The sequence below is a fragment of the Mucilaginibacter sp. PAMC 26640 genome (genome assembly GCA_001596135.1).
In the GTDB taxonomy this organism is placed as follows: domain Bacteria; phylum Bacteroidota; class Bacteroidia; order Sphingobacteriales; family Sphingobacteriaceae; genus Mucilaginibacter.
Map to the genome: position 1 here is coordinate 2,366,457 of CP014773.1, position 22,130 is coordinate 2,388,586.

Here is a 22,130-nt window from a genome sequence, read left to right on the forward strand (position 1 = left end):
GCACAAAATAAATTACAGCAGCCCCATTACCGCGTTAGGGAGCGGCGCGGATACCGGCTATTGCGCGTAAGGCCTGCAGGCGTATGAGCAGAGCGCCCGGGCCGAAGGCAACGCCATTACCCGATCCTGATAAACAAAAAAAGACGCGAAGTATCGCGTCTCTACAAAAAGATCATTGTTGGTTTTACACCAGATATTCAAACAACGTAGCATCCTTATTAATCTCAATCACCTCAAAACGGTTTTCTTCCATCCTTTGTAATAAAGCAGCATAGTCTCCTGCATTTTTTAGTTCGATACCAACAAGGGCCGGACCGTTCTCTTTTGAGTTTTTCTTGATGAACTCGAAGCGGGTAATATCATCACCCGGACCTAGTACCTTGGTTACGAAGAGTTTTAATGCTCCCGGGCGCTGAGGGAACCGAACGATGAAGTAATGTTTTAAGCCTTCGTACAACAGGGATTTCTCTTTGATCTCCTGCATCCGCTCGATATCGTTATTGCCGCCGCTAACAACGCAAACTACGTTTTTGCCTTTTATTTGGTCTTTAACAGCATCCAAAGCAGTAACCGATAAAGCACCTGCAGGCTCAACTACAATAGCATCCTCGTTATATAGCTTTAAAATGGTGGTACACACCTTGCCCTCCGGCACTGTGATCATATCATCCAGGGCATCGCGGCACAGCAGGAAGGTTTTTTCGCCAACACGCTTTACAGCTGCGCCGTCAACAAAGCGGTCGATAGTTTTTAGGGTTACCGGTTCACCTTTTTCAATGGCGGTCCACATGCTTGGAGCGCCGTCGGGTTCAACGCCGATCAGTAAAATGTCAGGATTTTGTTGCTTCAGGTAAGTGCCTGCACCTGCAGCCAGTCCACCGCCGCCCACCGGCATAATCACCACGTCAACTTCCGGCAGATCTTCAAAGATCTCAACCCCAACCGTACCCTGGCCTTCCATGATCTGCTCATTATCGAAAGGGGGGATAAAGGTCATGTTATGTTCCTGGGTATAGATCAATGCTTCGCGCAGGCAATCATCAAAAGTATCGCCTACCAAAACCAGTTCTACATTACCGTTACCAAACATCTCTGTTTGCTTAACCTTCTGTTTAGGTGTGATCTCCGGCATGAATATAACGCCGCGGGTACCCAGTTTTTTGCAGGAAAAAGCAACTCCCTGCGCATGGTTTCCCGCACTGGCGCAAACCACACCCCGGCTCAGTTGCTCCGTGTTTAGTCTGCTGATCATATTGTAAGCACCGCGCAATTTGTACGAACGTACAATTTGCAGGTCTTCGCGTTTCAGGTAGATCTCACATTCGTATTTTTCTGAGAGGCCCGCATTATGCTCCAGTGGAGTATGCCTTACTACACTTTTCAGCCTTTCATACGCTGCTTCAAAATCCAATCCACTTGCTGTTACCGTATCCATTTTTAGTTCTTTACCAGCTTAAAAGCCATGAGTTGCTGCAAGTCGTCGTCATTGATGTCCAACTTTACATCAGCAAGTGTTAAAAAGCGTTTATATGCGTCGTAAAGCTCGTCTTTATCTAAATTGTGGCCAAGTCTTTCCAAATGATATTTAAGCGCGTGGCGGCCGCTGCGGGCGGTTAAAACAATGCTGGCGCTCGGGAAGCCAACGTCTTCCGGGCGAATGATCTCATAATTTTCACGATTCTTCAAAAAGCCGTCCTGGTGAATGCCCGAGCTATGTGCAAAAGCATTTGCGCCCACAATAGCTTTGTTGGGCTGTACCGGCATCCGCATCTGGCTGCTGACCATGCGGCTCATTTCAAAGAAATTGCGGCTATTGATATTGGTATGCAGGCCAAGCACCGCATGGGTTTTCAGGATCATCACCACTTCTTCTATAGCGGTGTTACCGGCGCGTTCGCCGATGCCGTTAATCGTACCCTCTATCTGGCGGGCACCGTTTTGCAAACCGGCAATAGAGTTGGCCGTAGCTAAGCCCAGGTCATTGTGGCAATGAACCGAGATAATAGCCTGATCGATATTCTTGACATTATCCTTCAGGAATTTGATCTTACTGCCATATTGATCCGGCAGGCAGTAACCATTGGTGTCAGGAATGTTCACCACAGTTGCACCGGCAGCTATAACGGCTTCAACCATTTGTGCCAAGAATACCACATCAGCCCGACCGGCATCTTCAGCATAAAATTCGATGTCTTCTACCGATTTTTTAGCGTATTTAACGGCTTCAACGGCACGTTCCAGAATTTCTTCCCGGGTGCTGTTAAATTTGTTTTTGATGTGCATATCGGATGCACCGATGCCGGTATGGATCCGGGGGCGTTTGGCATACTTCAGCGATTCGACGGCTACGTCAATATCCATTTTGTTAGCACGGGTAAGTGCGCAAACAACAGGCTCTTTAACCGCTTTGGAAATTTCCACAACGCTCATAAAATCACCCGGACTTGAAACCGGGAAACCTGCTTCAATCACATCTACGCCCAGTATCTCCAGCTCACGGGCAATATCGATCTTTTCGGGAGTGGTAAGCTGGCAGCCCGGTACCTGCTCGCCATCGCGAAGCGTGGTATCAAAAACATAAACGCGGTTAGGATCGTGTAACATAATATTTTTGTTTTAAATTTTAGTATCAAGTAGTTAGTATCAAGTATCAAGACATGATGCATATTTTTATCTTGCTACTTGATACTATATACTCGCTACTCTTTTACTGCTATAAATCTTAATCTTTTATAATCGGCAAACCATTGGCCGTTCTCATTATATACTGGTTCCAGCAGGGCGGTGATCTCTTCCAGTATCTGCTGCTTTTCTTCTTTGGCAATGCCAACGAGGTACAATGGTGCAAACATACTGATCCATTTGGAAACACCCTGGTCGCCATCCTGAAGCGGCGTTTTCCTATCGAAGTGCGAGGCAAAAGTTACCCTGAAACCTGCTGCTTCCAGCCTGGTAGTGTATTCGCTTAACGAAGGGAAATACCAGATCTCTGTTTCGGCTTGTTTGGCATGGCCATGCTTGCGTAATACTTGTTTGGTAGCATTGATCAGGTGCTGTACATTGCCTTTGCCACCCATTTCTGCAACAAAGCGGCCGCCTGGTTTCAGCGAATTATAAACGCATTTAATGGCAGCATCTGCTTTCTTGATCCAGTGCAGCGTAGCGTTAGAAAATACTGCGTCAAACTGGTCATCAAAATGGAACTTAGCACCATCGGCAACCACAAAATCTACTTCCGGGTAGGTTGCATGCGCTTTCTTAACCATGTCTGCAGAGGCATCGGCACCGGTCACCTGCGCGCCCTGCAACCTGATCTGATCCGTTAAATAGCCTGTACCGCAACCCAGGTCCAGAACCCGTTCACCCGGTTTAGCATCCAGCAGCTCCAGCACATTCTCACCAAACTGGTAAACAAATGCGTGCTTTTCGTCATATAATTCAGCGTTCCATTTCATATTTGTGGTGATTACACCGATTTTGTTTAATTACACCAACGGTGTTTTCACCTATTGATTTTGTAGATCAGTCAGCTGCTGTCTTTATTCTTGGATCTTGTCATCCTGCCGCTAATTCCTACTCCCCCTTCAGGGGGCCGGGGGGCTTCAGCTTACAAGTACCCCAACACTTTTTCGCCCATGGCTTTAGTGCCTAATATTTTGCTTTTGTCGGTGTTGGTATCTGCAATATCGCCGGTGCGGTAACCCTCTTTTAAGGTTTTGTCTATGGCAGCTGTAATCGCTTTCGCTTCATCCTTTAGTCCAAAGCTGATCTCCAGCATTAGTGCCACCGATAGGATGGAGGCCAGCGGGTTAGCTTTGTCCTGCCCGGCAATGTCATGTGCTGAACCATGGATAGGTTCAAAGAAGCCGGTTCCATCACCGATAGAAGCCGATGCCAGCATCCCCATCGATCCCGCTATCTGCGATGCCTCATCAGTAAGGATATCGCCAAAAAGGTTAGCGGTTAACACAACGTCAAACTTTTTAGGGTTTTTCACCAATTGCATTGCAGCGTTATCTATGAACATATGCTCGGTTTCTACTTCCGGGTATTTTTTGGCGATGTCCTGTACCACCTCACGCCATAAACGAGATGACTCCAATACATTTGCCTTATCTACCGAACAAAGCTTCTTACCACGCACCATGGCTGCTTCGTAAGCTTTGATGGCAATGCGTTCTACTTCATAACGGCTGTAAACCATCAGGTCGGATGCCGTATTGTTGTCTTCGCTGCGTTTCTTTTCGCCAAAATATACGTCGCCTGTCAATTCTCTGAAGAACAAGATATCTGTCCCTTTCAGGATCTCCGGCTTTAAGCTCGATGCGTCCAGTAATTCATCAAAAAGCATAATTGGGCGCAGGTTTGCATAAAGCCCCAGTTCCTTGCGGATCTTTAACAAGCCCTGCTCCGGGCGCACCTTGGCAGACGGGTCGTTGTCATATTTGATATGGCCTATTGCACCAAACAAGATGGCATCGCTTGCTTTTGCTTTTGCCAATGTTTCGTCCGGTAAGGGACTACCGGTAGCCTCTATTCCGGCATGGCCCATCAGTGCCTCATCGAAGGTGAACTCATGACCGTATTGATCGCCAATTTTCTCTAAAACAGCTTTACCCCAGGTGGTCACCTCGGGTCCGATTCCATCACCAGGTATTACTAAGATTTTCTTATTCATAAGCCCCAACCCCCTAAAAGGGTATTTTAATTATCTTATTTGTTATTTACGCCGCGGACTTCCTTCAACTTCATAGTCATCTGTTCCGCATCTGTTTTAATCCAGTTATCATATTCTTCAATGGCTTGCAGGCGATCTTCATTGCTGATATATCCTTCATCCACCATTTGCGTCATTTGTGCTACCGATGACCAGATGCCAATTTTGTGCTCGAAATTCGCATTTCCTTTACTGTAAACCTCATTTGCATTTAAAACCTCCATATGGCTCAAGCCTGCCTCGCTAAAATACGCCGGCAGATCTTCGGCAATGTGATTATTCATGCCGGCATCTCCGCGCCATCTTAAGAAGGTGGCGTAAAACCTCAGCATACTTGCCGGCGGTTGTGGCTGCCATTCTAAATCTTCATGGTTATAATCCAGTATGGATAATATGCCACCCGGTTTTAGCAGCGACTTTAATTTCAGCACTGCCTCCTGCGGATTATTGAGCCATTGCAAGGTCCTCGCTGCGGTGATCAGATCGAACTTTTCTGCCGGCTCATAAGCAAACAGGTCGGTGTGGATCAGCTCAAGGTTTTTAATATCAGCATATGTCTCTTTACCAGTTTGAATAAAATAGGCTGTGTTATCAATTCCGGTTACCTGGCCGGTTGGCCCAACAGATAAGGCTATATCTTTTGAAATAGCCCCCGTGCCGCAACCAACATCTAAAACTTTCCAGCCAGACTGCAATAGCGGTGGCAGGGTAGCATAATCTGCCTTCAGGCTTCGCTCATCAAATAGCTTTGCGGTGCCTTTGCCTTCCCGTTTTATTTCCTTTTGCTGGTTCATTACTTTATTTGTTCATTGAGCCTTAAACTGACGTTTTTATGCTGAATTTGTGTTAGACCTCAAGCTGAGCCAAATTGTATTGCCGAAACAAGTAAGGGATGAAGGTTTATTATTTACCTTGCCTCCTCAAATTCCTCAACCAATTCCTTTTTGCTGAGGATGTAGTCGATGTCGTCGTAACCGTTGGTCATGCAGGCTTTTTTGTAAGGGTTTACCTCAAAGCTTTCCTGCTCGCCGGTAGCTACTATTTTAATAAACTGATCTACCAGATCAATTTCAATTACCGCATGCGGATCTGCATATACAGCTGCAAATATCTTGGCCAGGAAATCCTCGCTCACCTGTACCGGCAAAAGGCCATTGTTTAGTGCGTTGCCTTTAAATATATCTGCAAAAAAGCTGCTTACTACGGCATCAAAGCCATAATCGGCAATGGCCCAGGCGGCATGCTCCCGGCTACTTCCGCAGCCAAAGTTTTTACCAGCTACCAGGATCTTCCCGCTGTATATGGGCTCATTAAGAACGAAGTCCGTTTTTGGATTGCCGTCGTTATCAAAACGCCAATCGCGAAAAAGATTGTTGCCGAAACCTTCCCGGGTAGTCGCCTTTAAAAAACGGGCGGGAATGATCTGATCCGTATCGATATTTTCGATAGGCAGCGGTACCACACTGGTTTGTATATGTTTGAATATTTTGGTTGCCATATATTTAGATTTGAGATGTTAGATATGAGATTTGAGATTGCCAGAGTCTTTTGTCTCATATCTCAAATCTAAGATGTTAGATATGAGATTTGAGATTGCCAGAGTCTTTTGTCTCATATCTCAAATCTCACGTCTCATATCTGACTTAAACTAATTCTTCTTCCTTTAAAAATTCCCTTATATCCGTCACTACACCTGTTATGGCACTTGCGGCAGCCGTTAACGGGCTTGCCAAAAAGGTACGGGAGTTTGGCCCTTGCCTGCCCTCAAAGTTGCGGTTGGAGGTGGATACGCAGTATTTGCCTGCTGGTATTTTATCCTCGTTCATACCCAGGCAAGCGCTACAGCCGGGTTCGCGTAAAGGGAAACCTGCAGCGTCAAATACTTTATCCAGCCCTTCGCGGATGGCTTGTTCCTGCACTTGCTTGGAACCGGGTACTACCCATACGGTAACGTTATCTGCCTTGTGCTTACCTTTTACAAATTCGGCAACCTGGCGCAAATCTTCAATCCTGCTGTTGGTACAACTGCCAATGAATACGTAATCAATTGGTTTGCCTAACAATTGTTCATCATCCTGCAGGCCCATATAGGCTAATGCCTTTGCATAAGAGCCCTGCTCTTTTTGTTCAAAAGACGATGTTTCCGGAACGTGTTGCGTAACACCGATGCCCATACCCGGATTGGTTCCGTAGGTGATCATCGGCTCAATATCTTCAGCTTTAAAGCTTAATATACTGTCAAACGCTGCATCTGCATCAGAATACAAGGTTTCCCAATAAGCTACGGCCTTATTCCATTCTTCGCCTTCGGGGGCAAATTCGCGGCCTTTTACGTAGTTAATTGTTGTTTCATCAGGCGCAATGAGTCCGCAACGGGCACCCATTTCGATGCTCATGTTACAGATGGTCATGCGGCCTTCCATACTTAACGATCGGATGGTATCACCGGCATATTCTACCGCGTACCCTGTACCACCGGCTGCAGAGATCTGCGAGATGATATACAGGATAATATCTTTAGCGCCAACACCTTTTTGCAAAGTGCCGTTGACTTCTATCTTCATGCGCTTAGGGCGCTGTTGCAATAAACACTGGGTAGCCATTACCTGTTCCACCTGTGAGGTGCCGATACCAAAAGCTATCGCACCGAATGCACCGTGTGTAGAGGTGTGGCTGTCACCGCAAACGTAAGTGCCACCCGGACGGGTGATACCCAATTCTGGGCCTATAACGTGGACGATACCCTGGAAAGGATGGCCTAGACCATAAAGCTCGATGCCGAACTCTGCGCAGTTTTTAGTAAGCATATCCACCTGGTATCGGGAAAGTTCTTCTTTAATGGGGAGGTGCTGGTCCCAGGTTGGGACGTTGTGATCGGCCGTGGCAACGGTTTGTTTTGGCCTGAAAACTGGTAAGCCTCTTACCCGTAAGCCATCAAATGCCTGCGGACTGGTTACCTCGTGGATAAAATGCGTATCGATGTATAAAATATCTGGAAAGCCCTCGTTACTACTGACGACGTGCGCATCCCAAATTTTATCGAATAATGTCTTTGCCATTTCTATTAGTATCAAGTATTTAGTATCAAGTAGTTAGTATCAGATATATAGTACCAACGATTTAGTATCAAAACTGTGCTTATTCTGCCACGTCTACTTTTATACTGCATATCGGTATTTATAACAAGTAGTTAGTACCTGCAGCAAATCAAAATCTTGCTACTTGATACTAACTACCTGATACTTTTATTAAGCTTCTACGGCCTGGTTTTCCGGGCGCAAGCTGCGCACAGTTTTACCTGCCTGCCATAATTCACTTTCGCGTAATTCAGCTAATTCAGCATCCAGTTTTTCGCGGTAATCGGATTTACTGTTGCTGTCGATAGATTTTTGTGATTCAACACCGGTTGCTACGCTATTGTATAATTCTTCAAAAACAGGTTTTGTAGCGTCACGGAATTTTTTCCACCAGTCTAAAGCACCGCGTTGTGCAGTGGTAGAGCAGTTGGCGTACATCCAGTCCATACCATTTTCTGCAACCAATGGCATTAACGATTGGGTAAGCTCTTCAACTGTTTCGTTGAAAGACTCAGACGGTGAGTGACCGTTAGCGCGCAATACATCGTATTGTGCAGCAAAGATTCCCTGGATACAGCCCATCAGCGTGCCACGCTCGCCGGTTAAATCGCTATATACCTCTTTTTTGAAATCTGTTTCGAACAGGTAACCGCTGCCCACAGCAATACCCAAAGCGATTACACGCTCAAAAGCCTTACCGGTAGCATCCTGGAAGATTGCGTAGCTAGAGTTTAAGCCACGACCCTGCAGGAACATACGGCGCAATGAAGTGCCCGAACCTTTAGGTGCAACCAAAAATACATCCACATCTGCAGGAGGGACAATGCCGGTCTGCTCTTTAAATGTAATACCAAAACCATGAGAAAAGTAAAGTGCTTTACCCGGGGTTAAGTGTTTTTTAACGGTTGGCCATAACGCAATTTGTGCGGCATCGCTTAGCAGGTAGCAAATGATGGTTCCTTTTTCAAGTGCTTCCTCAATTTCAAAAAGAGTTTCGCCGGGTACAAAGCCATCGCTAACCGCTTTATCCCATGATTTTGAATTTTTACGCTGGCCAACAATTACGTTTATGCCATTATCTTTTTGATTGAGCGCCTGGCCCGGACCCTGAACACCGTAGCCAATTACAGCTACTGTTTCGTTTTTTAATACATCCTGAGCTTTTGCTAAAGGGAACTCCTCGCGGGTTACTACATTTTCTTCACTACCGCCGAAATTTAGTTTTGCCATTGTTTTATTGTTGTTTATGATTACACCGACTTTGCTTTGATTATACCGATGCTTTTGTTTTATTTTGATTTATACTTTTATTCTTTTTAGATGCTCCACTTGTATTTCATAGCTTCCAGCCTTGGTACTATGCAAGTGTTATGTTCGTCGGTTTTAGAAATGAAGATTTTTATCACATCGCCTTCTTTCTTATCATTCAATATCAGGAGATCAGTTGTATTTGATTTTTCAAATATCTTGTCTTTTACTTGATTGAGGTAATAATAATTTACCTCAATACTTTGCCTGAAGCGTGTCGCAAGCAAACCTCCGGTAATTGATTCCATCGAAATCAGATAGGCATCTTTAACCAATCCGGTTTTGTATAAATTGTAGACCCTCAATGCTGGTATAAGTCCGATCAGTAGAAACGGTATTCCTATCAGCAAAAAGATGCCAGGTAAGATATAAAATGTATCGATAGGAAATGAAAATTGATCCAGATCTTTAACTACTGATTGATTTTTATAAACAAACACCGTGGCAGTTTTGCTGCTATCTAAACCAAGAGCTGTAATTTTTTCCGAGCCAAGTGTTTCAAATTTATCCTCAGCGACAGTTCCATTATTATCGTATCTATAACTCAATACTATTGGGTGTTGCCCATTATAGCTTAAGTTATCTACCGAATGTATAAGGGTAATTGCAGCTTGTAGTTCAGTACCCTTCTGTTTTATTTCCCTGTAGTCGTACTTCTCGTAAGGCTCCATTATTGTAAACGAATGGAAGGTTATTATTGGCAATAGCACGAAAAGGGAAACCGAACTAAATATTAGCCCTACAATAGAAAACGGGCGCTTACTCCTCAGCAAGCCGAAGAGTATGCTTAAAGTTACTTTGCGGTTTTCGTTCATCTTATTAGTGCCAATTATTCCTTCGGGTGCCGAAGATATTCTACATTGTAAACACCTTCTGGCCCTTATTCAGGTATTCGTTCTCTACTACATCTTCTCCCGGTTCCAGTCTTTCAAATTCGCGGAGCTTGCTGTTGAAACCGTCGCTATTTTTGATAATGGCCACCCGAGCGCTGCGTACAAATTCTATCAAGCCGTAAGGTTGCAGGATCTTGATAAGGTTGTCGGTTTCTTCGCGATGGCCGGTAGTTTCAAATACCGTGTAATCTTTACGGATCACTACAGCGCGTGCACCATTCTCGCGCAGCAAACGCTCAACGCTCACCTTTTCAGCAATAACATCCGTACTCATTTTGTATAACGCCAGTTCCTGCCAAATTACATCTTCGTTGGTATGGTAGTAGACTTTCAATACCTCCACTTGCTTTTCTATCTGGCGGGTAAGCTTGCGCACTACTTCTTCAGATTCGGTTATCACGATATTGAACCGGTGAATGCTGTCGATCTCCGATGGAGATGTGTTCAAACTGTCGATATTGATCTTACGACGGGTGAAAATGATGGCAATGCGGTTTAACAAACCGATCTGGTTTTCGGTATAAACCGTTATATTATATTCCTGCTTTTCGTTCTCTATTGTGTCCATTGTTGATTTTGTTATTCCCCCTTTCGGGAGTAAGGAGCCTATTTTAACCTGATTTCTGATACACTGCATCCCTGTGGAACCATCGGGAACACATTGTTCTCTTTGGTTACCATCACTTCCAGCAGGTAAGCGCCGTCATGATCCATCATTTCTTTTAGCGATGAAACCAGGTTGTCGCGCTCATCTATCATTTTTCCTGCAATGCCGTAACCTTTAGCTACCATTACAAAATCCGGACTTTGAATGTCTACGAATGAGTATCTGCGTGAGTTAAACAGCTCCTGCCATTGGCGCACCATGCCCAGGAAACGGTTATTGAGGATGATGATCTTAACGTTCACCTTACTTTGCATAATGGTACCCAATTCCTGCAGGGTCATCTGGAATCCACCATCACCAATAATGGCAACTACATCGCGGTCCTTTGCACCAAATTTAGCGCCAATAGCCGCAGGGAGGGCAAACCCCATAGTACCTAAGCCGCCGCTGGTAACATTGCTCCGGGTGTTGTTAAACTTAGCGTAACGGCAGGCTACCATTTGGTGCTGGCCTACATCAGTAACAATAACCGCTTCACCTTTAGTGATCTCGTTCAGTTGTTTAATCACCTCACCCATGGTCATCTCGCCCGTGCCCGGGTTCAATTCGTTGTCTATAACGGCTTCAACTTCTTTTGCTGTGTATTCGTTAAATAATTTCAGCCAGTCGGTATGTTGCTTCTCCGCTACCAAGGCTGTTAACATGGGTAAGGTTTCTTTACAATCGCCCCAAACCGGTACCGTTGATTTTACGTTCTTGTCAATCTCAGCAGGGTCAATGTCCAGATGGATAACCTTGGCCTGTTTTGCATATTTATCTAAACGGCCGGTAACACGGTCGTCAAAACGCATACCTATCGCAATAAGCACATCACAATCATTCGTTAATACGTTTGGCCCATAGTTGCCATGCATGCCTAGCATCCCTACATTTTGTGGGTGATCTGTAGGGATAGCGCCAACACCCAGGATAGTCCAGGCCGCGGGGATGCCGGTTTTTTCTACAAAGGTTTTAAATTCATGCTCGGCGCTGCCCAAAAGTACACCCTGCCCCCATATGATAAATGGTTTCTTTGCAGCGTTGATCAGTTCTGCAGCCTCCTGGATATATTGTGGCCTAACAATTGGTTTTGGCCTGTAACTGCGGATATGGTTACATTTTACATAACCCTCGTAATTGAACTTCTGGATCTGCGCGTTTTTGGTGATATCGATTAAAACCGGACCAGGTCTGCCGCTCTTGGCGATATAAAAAGCTTTCGCAATTACTTCCGGAATTTCGTTTGCATCCGTTACCTGGTAGTTCCATTTGGTTACCGGCGTAGTAATATTGATCACATCTGTTTCCTGAAAGGCATCGGTGCCTAAAAGGTGTGCGAAAACCTGCCCGGTGATACAAACTAAAGGCGTGCTGTCAATTTGAGCATCAGCCAAACCGGTAACTAAGTTAGTGGCACCGGGTCCGCTAGTTGCAAATACTACACCTACTTTGCCTGATGTGCGTGCATATCCCTGCCCGGCGTGAATACCGCCTTGCTCGTGGCGGACAAGGATGTGGTTCAGTTTTTCTTTATAATCGTATAATGCATCATAAATTGGCATGATAGCGCCGCCGGGATAACCAAAAATGGTTTCCACACCTTCCACTATCAAAGCCTCCAGTAATGCTACCGAGCCTGAAACTTCTTCAAATGATTTCACCGATTTTTCTTCGATTTCACCGATTTCCTGTGTGATTGCTTGTACTTCCATTTAGTCCCCCAACCCCCTTAAGGGGGAGTTTTTGATTAATATTATTGTTATTTATTCAGCACTTTGTTCCCCCTAAAGGGTTAGGTGCTTACATCTCATCTGTTACGCAACCCTCTGCTGCTGATGTAACCGTTTTTGCGTAGCGGTATAATAAGCCTTTAGTCACCTTTAGTGCCGGTTGTTGCCAGGCCGCCTTGCGCGAGGCCATTTCTTCATCGGATAGGATTACATTGATCTTGTTGGTTGTTGCATCAATGATGATCTTATCTTCATCTTTAATCAAGCCAATAGCACCACCATCATAAGCTTCAGGTGTGATGTGCCCCACCACAAAGCCATGCGTACCGCCGCTAAAGCGCCCGTCAGTAATTAAGGCTACCGAGCTGCCTAAACCTGCGCCAAATATGGCAGATGTTGGCTTCAGCATTTCCGGCATGCCGGGTGCACCTTTCGGGCCCACATTACGAATTACTACTACATCCCCTTTTTGAACACGACCGCTCTGGATGCCAGCAATCAATTCAAATTCACCATCAAATACGCGGGCAGGGCCTTCAAAATGGGTTCCCTCTTTACCGCTGATCTTAGCTACACTACCGCCTTCGGCTATATTTCCGTAGAGGATCTGCAAGTGACCAGTGGCTTTAACCGGTTTTTCAACCGGCCATATAATTTTTTGGGTGTCAAAATCCAATTCTGGTACCTCTGCTAAGTTTTCGGCTATGGTTTTGCCGGTAACGGTAAGGCAATCGCCATGCAGCCAGCCCTGGGCCAAACAATATTTCATTACAGCAGGCACACCGCCGATGTTGTGCAGATCCTCCATCATGTACTGGCCGCTTGGTTTCATATCTGCCAATACCGGGATGCGGTTACTTACGGTTTGGAAATCGTCCTGTGTTACTTTAAGATCAACACTTTTCGCCATTGCAATCATGTGCAGTACTGCATTAGTGCTGCCACCTAAAACCATAATCACCACCATTGCATTTTCAAATGCTTCGCGGGTCATGATGTCAGATGGCTTAATGTCTTTCTCTAACAATATTTTAATTGCGGCTCCTGCTGCCAGGCACTCCGCTTTTTTCTCTTCGCTTAACGCCGGGTTAGATGAGGAGTATGGTAAACTCATTCCCAGTGCTTCGATAGCTGCGGCCATTGTATTAGCCGTGTAAACACCACCACATGCACCAGCGCTTGGGCATGCGTTTTTAATCACGCCCATGAAATCCTCAGGTGTAATAGTGCCTGCCATTTTTTTACCCAAAGCTTCAAATGCCGATACTATATTAAGATCTTCACCCTTCCAATGTCCGGGTTTGATAGTGCCACCATAAACCATAATGGATGGGCGGTTTAACCGGCCCATAGCCATAATAGAGCCAGGCATATTTTTATCACAACCCGGAAGGGTAATTAAGCCATCATAATATTGTGCACCGGTAACCGCTTCAATCGAATCGGCAATGATATCGCGGCTCACTAAAGAGTAGCGCATCCCTTCGGTGCCGTTACTCATGCCATCGCTTACGCCAATGGTATGAAATATCAGGCCCACCATATCTTCATTCCAAATGCCTTGTTTAACCAGTTTGGCCAAATCATTCAGGTGCATGTTACAGGTATTGCCATCATAACCCATGCTGGCCACGCCAACCTGTGCTTTACGCATATCATCATCGGTTAAGCCAATACCGTATAGCATGGCCTGTGCCGCAGGCTGGGTAGGATCCTGCGTAAACGTTTTGCTATACTTATTTAATTCTATAGCTGCTGAAGTATCTGATGATGAACTCATTTTTCTATTTTTTAGGACTAATACAACCGTTAAATCTTATTGCTGACTATTAGGTTGTAATCTGTTTCTGTTAAGTTAGATATAGCTATATTGATTTGCAACTGATCAAAAAAATATTTTAAAAAAGTATTAAATTTTTATAATTAGTAAAATACGGAATTAAAAGGTGTAAAAATATTTTAAAATAAAATATAATTTTTTACATCTTATACCAAAGTTTAAAACGGTATTCGGTATGTATTTTATGCATGCATAGCAACATCTCGAAATTCTGCCTGAAATGATGATCAGAACTAAAAAAGTTGTCAAAAAAAAAGTCTGGACAATACTGACCAGACGCTACACTACCAGTATAAAATTTCTATATATTAATAATGACTTGTGCCACTATCATGTTGTTGTTATTTAAAATGTTCATATATCTGGTTGCTGCTAAACGCATCCAAATGTAGTCATTCCGATTGTTAATAGAAGCGCTCAGGTATATTTTTGGCAGGTGATGTTTGAGCTGTTGATATTGGTACAAACAATATGCATATTTACACCAATCACAAACAAATGAAAAAACTCCTAACCTTATCACTGCTACTGGCCAGCCTGTGCAGTTATTCGCAAAAAGTAAAGCTTGCACTCAATCTTGAAAAAGACAGCATTTATTATTTATCTACGAATGCAAGGATGGATATCGACCAGTTGATAAATGGGTGCATCAGCAGGTGATAACTTCTATTTTCGGTAAAATGTCTCATAAAGTTATCTCTATTAAAGATACCGTGTACGAGATGGAACTAGCCTACCGAAAAGTGGGTATGAAGATGCAGATAGGGGACAAGACAATGGATTTTAATTCTGATGGCGCTAAGGAGGATCTGTTTTCTAAGTTAATGATGGGAATGATGAATAAGCCTTTTTTAATGACGATGAGCAAAACGGGCCGGGTGCTCGCTATCAAGCACATCGACACGCTTTATTCGACTATGTTTAACACCCTTCCTACACTTAGTGATGCACAGAAAACACAGTTTAAAGCCCAGATGCAAAAAGCTTTTGGTGAAAAATCAATTAAAGGAAAAATCCAGGATGCATTTGTGATTTATCCAAAGATGGATTTGAGTCCTAAAACTACCTGGGTTACGCAAACCACTATAGAAACGGGATTTGCATCGGTAAATACCAGGATGACGTACATGCTGGATAACGTTGATACGGATAATTATTTGGTTAGCGGTAACGCAGTGATTGTATCCAACAAAACTGAAGTGCCCACCTTTAAGGAATCTAATGGCATAACGATGCGCTTAACAGATGTTACCGGCACAGCTGCGGCCAAGCTTAAGATAAACAGGAAAACCGGATGGATTACCGAAACGAAGGTAACCAAGATCATTACAGGTACTGTACAGATAAAGGATAGCCCCAATACTCCCGGAGGGTTAACCTATCCCATGACCATTACTGCAGTTTTAGAGGGTGGGAGTTTGTAGTATAGCACCACCTTTCAATATTTTTAGCACAAAAAACGCCCGGACAAATTGCCCGGGCGTTTCCGTATCATTATTAAAAGTTCTATTTGTGTGTAATACCTTCGGCTAGTACAGTTACTTTATTGTTTAAAGCTTCTACTACACCACCATGGATAAAAAAAGTCTCTTCTTTTCCATTGTCTCTCACCACAAGTTTACCATCATTTAAAGTAGAAATGATAGGAGCGTGGTTGTTCAGGATCTCGAAAAAGCCTAAAGTACCAGGTAAGGTAACCGAGGTAGCCTCGCCTTCGAAAACTTTTTTATCAGGGGTAAGAATTTCTAATGTCATTTCGTTGGTATCAAGTATTTAATAGTTAGTATCAAGTATCAAGTAGTTAGTATCAATTAGGAATCTGTAGTGTCAGGCAGCTAGAAATCTTGCTACTTGATACTAAATACTTGATACTATTTAACTGTTACCAAATCTTAATTATTAGCTTCAGCCAATAATTTCTTGCCTTTTTCTATAGCGTCTTCAATGCTGCCCACCAGGTTAAATGCTGCCTCAGGGTACTCATCTACTTCGCCATCCATGATCATGTTGAAACCTTTTATGGTGTCTTTGATGTCAACCAATACACCTTTCAAACCGGTGAATTGCTCTGCCACAAAGAACGGCTGAGAAAGGAAACGCTGAACACGGCGTGCACGGGATACTGTTAATTTATCTTCTTCAGATAACTCATCCATACCTAAGATGGCGATGATATCCTGTAACTCTTTGTAGCGTTGTAAAGTTTCTTTAACGCGCTGAGCGGTGTTGTAATGCTCGTCGCCCAAAATAGCTGCACTCAAGATACGTGAGGTAGAATCCAAAGGATCCACCGCCGGATAGATTCCCAGCTCGGCAATTTTACGTGAAAGTACGGTTGTAGCATCTAAGTGGGCAAATGTTGTTGCCGGTGCAGGGTCAGTTAAATCATCCGCAGGTACGTAAACGGCCTGTACAGATGTAATTGAACCACGTTTGGTTGAAGTGATACGCTCCTGCATGGTACCCATTTCTGTTGCCAGCGTTGGCTGGTAACCTACTGCAGATGGCATACGGCCCAAAAGTGCAGATACTTCAGAACCTGCCTGGGTAAAGCGGAAAATGTTATCAATAAAGAAAAGGATATCACGGCCTTTACCTTCTTCGTCACCATCACGGAAGTATTCCGCAAGGGTTAAGCCTGATAATGCCACACGTGCACGTGCACCGGGAGGCTCGTTCATCTGGCCGAAAACGAATGTTGCTTTTGATTCTTTCAAAGCTTCAGGATCGATCACTGAAAGATCCCATCCGCCTTCTTCCATGGAATGCATAAATGCATCACCGTATTTTATAATGCCCGATTCCAGCATCTCGCGCAGCAAATCATTACCTTCACGGGTACGCTCACCTACACCTGCAAATACAGATAAACCTGCATAAGCTTTCGCGATGTTGTTGATCAATTCCTGTATCAATACGGTTTTACCAACACCGGCGCCACCAAACAAACCGATTTTACCACCCTTTACATAAGGCTCCAGTAAGTCGATAACTTTGATACCGGTAAATAGTGCTGTAGTTTCTGTAGAAAGGTCTTCAAAACGCGGAGGAGTGGCGTGGATAGACCGGCCCTCGCTTTTGTCAAGATTAGGGATACCATCGATAGCATCTCCAACAACATTGAATACGCGTCCTTTGATCGCATCACCAACCGGCATCTTAATCGCTGCTTCAGTATCTAATACTTTCATTCCACGCAGTAAACCGTCGGTTGAATCCATGGCGATTGCACGCACACGATCCTCTCCTAAGTGTTGCTGAACTTCTAAAATAACTTTTTGTCCGTTGTCCTTAGTGATCTCAAGCGCATCGTAAATCTTAGGAAGATGTGCATCATCAGCGAAACTTACGTCAACTACCGGACCGATGATCCGTGATATTTTTCCAATGTTTGGCATATATTACCTGGTGTTTTAAAGAATTTTAATTGAAACGGATGCGATGTAACAACAACGGTACTATTTCAGAGGCGCAAAGTTAAGGTTTATTGCCAAATATTTAAATAGTTATCTCAGGAAATTTATTCCTATTTTTTTTATTTCTTTTTCCTAATTTTGAATCCCAATTATAAATAAATTTTCTCTGACTCAATTTTCTTTATTAATGAAAAAACTATTACTACTCATTTTGTGGTTTGCGCCTGCTTGTGTCTTTGCGCAAGGTTTCCAGGTGAACCTTGGCGGCCAAAAACAAATAGGGATGGGCCACACGGGTACCGGGCTGGTGCAGGATGGCGCTTCGGTGTTTTTTAACCCCGGTGCTGTTGCGATGCTGCCCGAAAATTCTATCCAGGCAGGGATCAGTCCGCTTTTGTTCAAGTCGGATTTTAATCCGGCAGGTACAAATACGCAATATTTCACCAAAAATAAAGTAGCTACACCGTTTAATGCCTATGCTGTTTGGGGGCCAAAATCTGCCAATTGGAAAGTTGGATTGGGTGTTTACACACCATTTGGCGGCTTAACCGACTGGGGCAGAACCTGGCAGGGGAAATATTCTCTGGAAAGTCTCGACCTGAAAGCTATTTACTTTCAGCCAACCGTGAGTTATAAATTAGCCGACTTTTTAAGCATTGGTGCAGGCTTTGTTTACAACCACGCCTCTGTTGATCTGCAGCGTGCTATCCCCCTTGCCGATGCAAATGGCGAGCCGGGCCAGGCCAGGCTTACCGGTAGCGGCCATGGGTACGGATGGAATGCAGGGATTTTGCTTAAAACGGATGGCTTTTCAGCAGGTTTAGATTACCGCAGTAAAGTAAATACCAATATTAAAGGAGGGGATGCCATGTTTACCGTGCCTTCATCGGTACAAGGGAGTTTTCCGCAGCCAAATACATTTTCATCTGGGATACCTTTGCCACCAACCTTATCTTTAGGTTTAGGTTTTTATCCAACCAAGAAATTAACCCTGGCGTTTGATGCCAATTTAGTTGGCTGGAGTTCTTACAAAGCGCTAGCGTTTGATTACGCCTCAAACACAACTGCCCTTGCAGACACCTATTCTCCGCGAAACTATAAAAATGCCTTTGCGCTAAGGGCTGGGGCCCAGTATGGCTATACAAACAAACTGGCACTTCGTGTTGGCGGGGGCTACGCAAGCACTGCCGTTAAAGATGGCTACGTTACCCCGGAAGTTCCGGATGCTAACCGTTATTATGTAACCGGTGGTGTTGGCTATAAAGTAGCCAAGCGATTGGAACTGGATCTTTCTTTTGAGTTTGAGCACTTGTTTACACGTACGCAAACCAATATTGAATCGCAATTAGCCGGTACATTCAAAAGCAATGTGTATATTCCCGGTATCTCCATTTCTTATCACTGGTAATTTTTTTAATCCAACACATGAAATCAATCAAACAATATCTATACATAGCAGCCGGGCTTTCCTTATTTACTGGCTGCAAACCTGAAATTCAAATTGCAAAACCCACGCCAGGCACGGCCGACTTTAGCCGGTACATTGCCGTTGGTAATTCTTTAACCGCAGGCTATGCCGATGGCGGTTTATACCTGGAAGGACAACTAAATTCGTACCCGAGCATTATTGCCAAACAAATGGCATCCGTTGGCGGCGGTACTTTTACCCAGCCTTTGTTTAATGCCGAACAGGCAAACGGTTCGGGGTATATAAAGCTTACGGGCTTTTCTGCAACAGGTTCACCAGTTACTGCGCAGGTTACTACCAACCTAGCAGTTAAGGGCACGGCGGCAATTCCGGGCTTCGGTACGGTAATTTTATACACCAAATACGCTGGGGATATTAACAACTACGGCGTACCGGGCATTAAATTACAACAGATCACCTATGCGCCTTACGGCAATTTAAACGGCTTTTTTGAACGGATGCTGCCGGGCAATGCGGGTACCAACACCACTACTTACCTTGATTTTGTAACTTCCAAGCCGTTTACATTTTTTACCAACTGGCTGGGTAATAACGATGCACTTGGGTATGCAACAGCCGGAGGTGCAAGTGATGCGCTAACCGATAAAACCCAGTTTTCCGGTTTGTATAACCTGGCTGTCTCCAAGCTAACGGCAACCGGCCAGAAAGGGGCATGTGCAACTATTCCGGATGTTACGGCGATCCCGTATTTTAATACGGTTACCATCGGTGCTATTTTGGCCGGGGTTCAAAAAACGGCCCCAACGGTAACCGCTTTGTACGTAAATGCGCGTTCCAGTGCTGATGCCGGCACGACAACTTATGCAGCCCGTGCAGCCACCGCTGCAGATTTAGTTGTATTAACCTTTCCGACCACTAAGATTGGCCAGCCGGTAGCTGTGCCCGGTGTTGGCACGGTGCCTTATGGTTTAACGCCTTATGCGCCAATTGAAAATCAATATGTGCTGGATGTAAACGAGGTGACGCTGGTTAAAGATTACGTAACATCATACAATACCACCATTAAAGCAGCAGCTGCAACTAAAGGCCTTGCTGTTTTTGATGCATACACTTTCCTGAACAACATTAAAACCAACGGGATGGTTGTTGATGGTGTCAGCGTAAACTCTAACTATATCAGCGGTGGTATTTTCTCGCTGGATGGTGTGCATTTAACGCCGAGGGGTTATGCACTGGTAGCCAATGAGTTCATCAAAGCTATTAATAAGCAATATGGTTCAAATATTCCGGCGGCAAATGTATCAGCTTATATAGGTGTTAAACTACCATAATCGTATCAATTAGGCGCCGACAAACGGGGTTTTTTAGACAGGTGTTTCATTCCGAGAATGTGAATCGGGTGAAACACCTTTCTGTTTGATTATCAAGCGTTTAGTGTTTTCTGTGAAACGCCCTTTTTTATAGACGATGCGTTATAAACAGTTCATTAACAGGTGTTTATAGAAATTTGAAACCGGTACTCAACGCAGTGAAACACTTTTTGTGAATCACCTCTGGCGGTTAATGATCCCGGTTGCGCTTTACATTTTTTGATGGTTCCTTAACAACATTGAAACCGTCTGGTTTGACATTAGCAGGGCAATTGATCATCAACCCTTACCAGTGCTTAGATCTTTAAATCTGGTCATCCCCATCATTAAAAGTCAGTATTATTTTACCCATGTGGCTGCTGCTTTCCATAAGTTCGTGTGCTTTTGCTGCTTCTCCGGCAGGGAAGATCTTATAAACAACAGGTTTTATTTTGCCTGATGCGAGGAGCGGCCAGGCATGCTCCTCCAGCTGGCGGGCGATAGCCGCTTTGAATCCAACATCCCTTGCACGCAGCATCGACCCGGTAACGATCAGCCGCTTGCGCATAATTTCGGAAAGGTTCACCTCCGCCCTGTTTCCTTTCATCGCATTAATCAGCACTAAGCGCCCGTCATTAGCCAGGCATTTGATGTTTAGGGCTGTGTAATCCCCGCCAACCATATCCAAAATTACATCCACGCCTTTACCGCCGGTTAGCTGATCAATAGCTTCGCCGAAGTTTTCATCGTTGTAATTAATGGCTTTATCTGCACCCAAATCCTCGCAAAACCTACATTTTTCCGCGTTTCCTGCAGTGATATATACCTTGTTACCAAACGATTTTGCCAGCTGAATAGCGGTAACACCAATGCCGCTGCTGCCACCATGTACCAGCAGGCTTTCTCCCGGCAATAATTTTGCTCGGTCGAACACGTTGCTCCATACCGTAAAAAAAGTTTCGGGGAGCGATGCGGCTTCTGCATAAGTTAACCTTTCGGGGATGGCTAAGCACTGGCCCTCCGGTACGTTGCAGTATTCGGCATAAGCGCCGCCCATCACCAATGCACATACTTTGTCGCCGGCTTTCCACCTGGTAACGTTTGCACCCACTTTGGTTACCGTGCCTGCCAGTTCCAGTCCGGGGATATCCTTTGGTGCACCTTGCGGGGGCGGGTAATTACCCTTTCTCTGAAAAACGTCAGGCCTGTTAATGCCTGCGGCCATTACTTTTACTAATACCTCGTCGGCGCTGTAGGATGGAACCGGGCGCTCCTGTAATTCTAAAACCTCTGGGCCGCCCGGCTGGGTAACAATAATCGCTTTCATAACAATGTAATCTCCAAGTTACAAACTTTGCATCGGCGGATATGTTTCAACGGGAATCAATATACCAGATCATTCTCTTCCTTCACCTTACATGATGCAGGCCGGGATTATTTGTATCGCAAACAACTATACTCAAATTCTTTCCCCCCAGGCGTTTTAACGTAATTCTTCTAGTGTAATGTCTTTGCCTTCCCAAATTCCTGCTAAGGCAGTAATATCCGGATCTTTGGCGTACGCTAAAGGTGAAATTTTGGGTAGTTCACCTTTATTTCCAGTATCTTTCAATGATTTTTGAATAACAATGTCAAAAATCTTTGTCAATTCCTGCAAAGCTTTTAAGGCCCTTTCACCCTTATATTTTACAACTACTTCCGGCATTATGTATTGTTTACACAAAT

The 22,130-nt window shown here is 44.5% G+C and carries 19 protein-coding genes and 1 pseudogene; 4 read left to right on the forward strand and 16 right to left on the reverse strand.

Going from position 1 to position 22,130, the window contains the following annotated elements:
- Nucleotides 1-184 precede the first annotated feature (184 nt).
- The 12 genes and pseudogenes from A0256_10280 to A0256_10335 all read right to left on the reverse strand — a co-directional run bounded on the left by A0256_10280 (nucleotide 185) and on the right by A0256_10335 (nucleotide 14,121).
- Nucleotides 185-1,435, reverse strand: a complete 1,251-nt coding sequence (locus A0256_10280; protein ID AMR31779.1) for a threonine dehydratase — start codon at nucleotides 1,433-1,435, stop codon at nucleotides 185-187.
- Between the two features lie 38 nt (nucleotides 1,436-1,473).
- Nucleotides 1,474-2,604, reverse strand: a pseudogene (locus tag A0256_10285) (2-isopropylmalate synthase).
- 95 nt (nucleotides 2,605-2,699) lie between these two features.
- Nucleotides 2,700-3,455, reverse strand: a complete 756-nt coding sequence (locus tag A0256_10290) for a methyltransferase type 11 (protein AMR31780.1) — start codon at nucleotides 3,453-3,455, stop codon at nucleotides 2,700-2,702.
- A gap of 152 nt (nucleotides 3,456-3,607) precedes the next feature.
- Nucleotides 3,608-4,678: a 3-isopropylmalate dehydrogenase gene (locus A0256_10295; protein ID AMR31781.1), complete on the reverse strand. Its 1,071-nt coding sequence runs from the start codon at nucleotides 4,676-4,678 to the stop codon at nucleotides 3,608-3,610.
- Nucleotides 4,679-4,713: 35 nt separating this feature from the next.
- Nucleotides 4,714-5,511 (reverse strand): methyltransferase, encoded by a 798-nt coding sequence (locus A0256_10300; protein AMR31782.1) that lies wholly within the window; start codon nucleotides 5,509-5,511, stop codon nucleotides 4,714-4,716.
- A 113-nt stretch (nucleotides 5,512-5,624) separates the two neighbouring features.
- On the reverse strand, nucleotides 5,625-6,215 hold the full coding sequence (locus A0256_10305; protein ID AMR31783.1) for a 3-isopropylmalate dehydratase: 591 nt from the start codon (nucleotides 6,213-6,215) through the stop codon (nucleotides 5,625-5,627).
- A gap of 145 nt (nucleotides 6,216-6,360) precedes the next feature.
- Nucleotides 6,361-7,776, reverse strand: a complete 1,416-nt coding sequence (locus tag A0256_10310; GenBank protein ID AMR31784.1) for an isopropylmalate isomerase — start codon at nucleotides 7,774-7,776, stop codon at nucleotides 6,361-6,363.
- A gap of 189 nt (nucleotides 7,777-7,965) precedes the next feature.
- Nucleotides 7,966-9,024, reverse strand: a complete 1,059-nt coding sequence (locus A0256_10315) for a ketol-acid reductoisomerase (GenBank protein ID AMR31785.1) — start codon at nucleotides 9,022-9,024, stop codon at nucleotides 7,966-7,968.
- 86 nt (nucleotides 9,025-9,110) lie between these two features.
- Nucleotides 9,111-9,773 carry a hypothetical protein gene (locus A0256_10320; protein ID AMR31786.1) on the reverse strand — a complete coding sequence of 221 codons (663 nt, stop codon included), beginning with the start codon at nucleotides 9,771-9,773 and terminating at the stop codon, nucleotides 9,111-9,113.
- A gap of 184 nt (nucleotides 9,774-9,957) precedes the next feature.
- The gene (locus A0256_10325; GenBank protein AMR31787.1) at nucleotides 9,958-10,563 is read right to left on the reverse strand and encodes an acetolactate synthase small subunit; all 606 of its coding nucleotides are present in this window, start codon (nucleotides 10,561-10,563) and stop codon (nucleotides 9,958-9,960) included.
- Nucleotides 10,564-10,601: 38 nt separating this feature from the next.
- Nucleotides 10,602-12,353 (reverse strand): acetolactate synthase catalytic subunit, encoded by a 1,752-nt coding sequence (locus tag A0256_10330; protein AMR31788.1) that lies wholly within the window; start codon nucleotides 12,351-12,353, stop codon nucleotides 10,602-10,604.
- A gap of 88 nt (nucleotides 12,354-12,441) precedes the next feature.
- Nucleotides 12,442-14,121, reverse strand: a complete 1,680-nt coding sequence (locus A0256_10335; protein ID AMR34505.1) for a dihydroxy-acid dehydratase — start codon at nucleotides 14,119-14,121, stop codon at nucleotides 12,442-12,444.
- Nucleotides 14,122-14,682: 561 nt separating this feature from the next.
- Between A0256_10335 and A0256_10340 the strand changes: the two genes are divergently transcribed.
- Nucleotides 14,683-14,871 carry a hypothetical protein gene (locus tag A0256_10340; protein AMR31789.1) on the forward strand — a complete coding sequence of 63 codons (189 nt, stop codon included), beginning with the start codon at nucleotides 14,683-14,685 and terminating at the stop codon, nucleotides 14,869-14,871.
- Between the two features lie 20 nt (nucleotides 14,872-14,891).
- Nucleotides 14,892-15,635 (forward strand): hypothetical protein, encoded by a 744-nt coding sequence (locus tag A0256_10345; protein ID AMR31790.1) that lies wholly within the window; start codon nucleotides 14,892-14,894, stop codon nucleotides 15,633-15,635.
- 82 nt (nucleotides 15,636-15,717) lie between these two features.
- On the opposite strand, the gene A0256_10350 is transcribed toward A0256_10345, so the two are convergent.
- Nucleotides 15,718-15,966, reverse strand: a complete 249-nt coding sequence (locus tag A0256_10350; GenBank protein AMR31791.1) for a hypothetical protein — start codon at nucleotides 15,964-15,966, stop codon at nucleotides 15,718-15,720.
- A 137-nt stretch (nucleotides 15,967-16,103) separates the two neighbouring features.
- A complete protein-coding gene (locus A0256_10355; protein ID AMR31792.1) occupies nucleotides 16,104-17,609 on the reverse strand; it encodes a F0F1 ATP synthase subunit beta in 1,506 nt (501 codons plus the stop codon).
- Between the two features lie 205 nt (nucleotides 17,610-17,814).
- On the opposite strand from A0256_10355, the gene A0256_10360 reads away from it, so the two are divergent.
- A complete protein-coding gene (locus A0256_10360) occupies nucleotides 17,815-19,035 on the forward strand; it encodes a long-chain fatty acid transporter (GenBank protein ID AMR31793.1) in 1,221 nt (406 codons plus the stop codon).
- A 17-nt stretch (nucleotides 19,036-19,052) separates the two neighbouring features.
- Entirely contained in the window at nucleotides 19,053-20,387 is a 1,335-nt protein-coding gene (locus tag A0256_10365) for a G-D-S-L family lipolytic protein (protein AMR31794.1), read from the forward strand.
- A 343-nt stretch (nucleotides 20,388-20,730) separates the two neighbouring features.
- Here A0256_10365 and A0256_10370 read toward each other — a convergent pair whose 3' ends face one another.
- Together A0256_10370 and A0256_10375 are read right to left on the reverse strand one after the other, a co-directional pair.
- Nucleotides 20,731-21,732 carry a zinc-binding dehydrogenase gene (locus A0256_10370; GenBank protein AMR31795.1) on the reverse strand — a complete coding sequence of 334 codons (1,002 nt, stop codon included), beginning with the start codon at nucleotides 21,730-21,732 and terminating at the stop codon, nucleotides 20,731-20,733.
- A 156-nt stretch (nucleotides 21,733-21,888) separates the two neighbouring features.
- On the reverse strand, nucleotides 21,889-22,110 hold the full coding sequence (locus A0256_10375; GenBank protein AMR31796.1) for a hypothetical protein: 222 nt from the start codon (nucleotides 22,108-22,110) through the stop codon (nucleotides 21,889-21,891).
- Nucleotides 22,111-22,130: the final 20 nt, after the last annotated feature.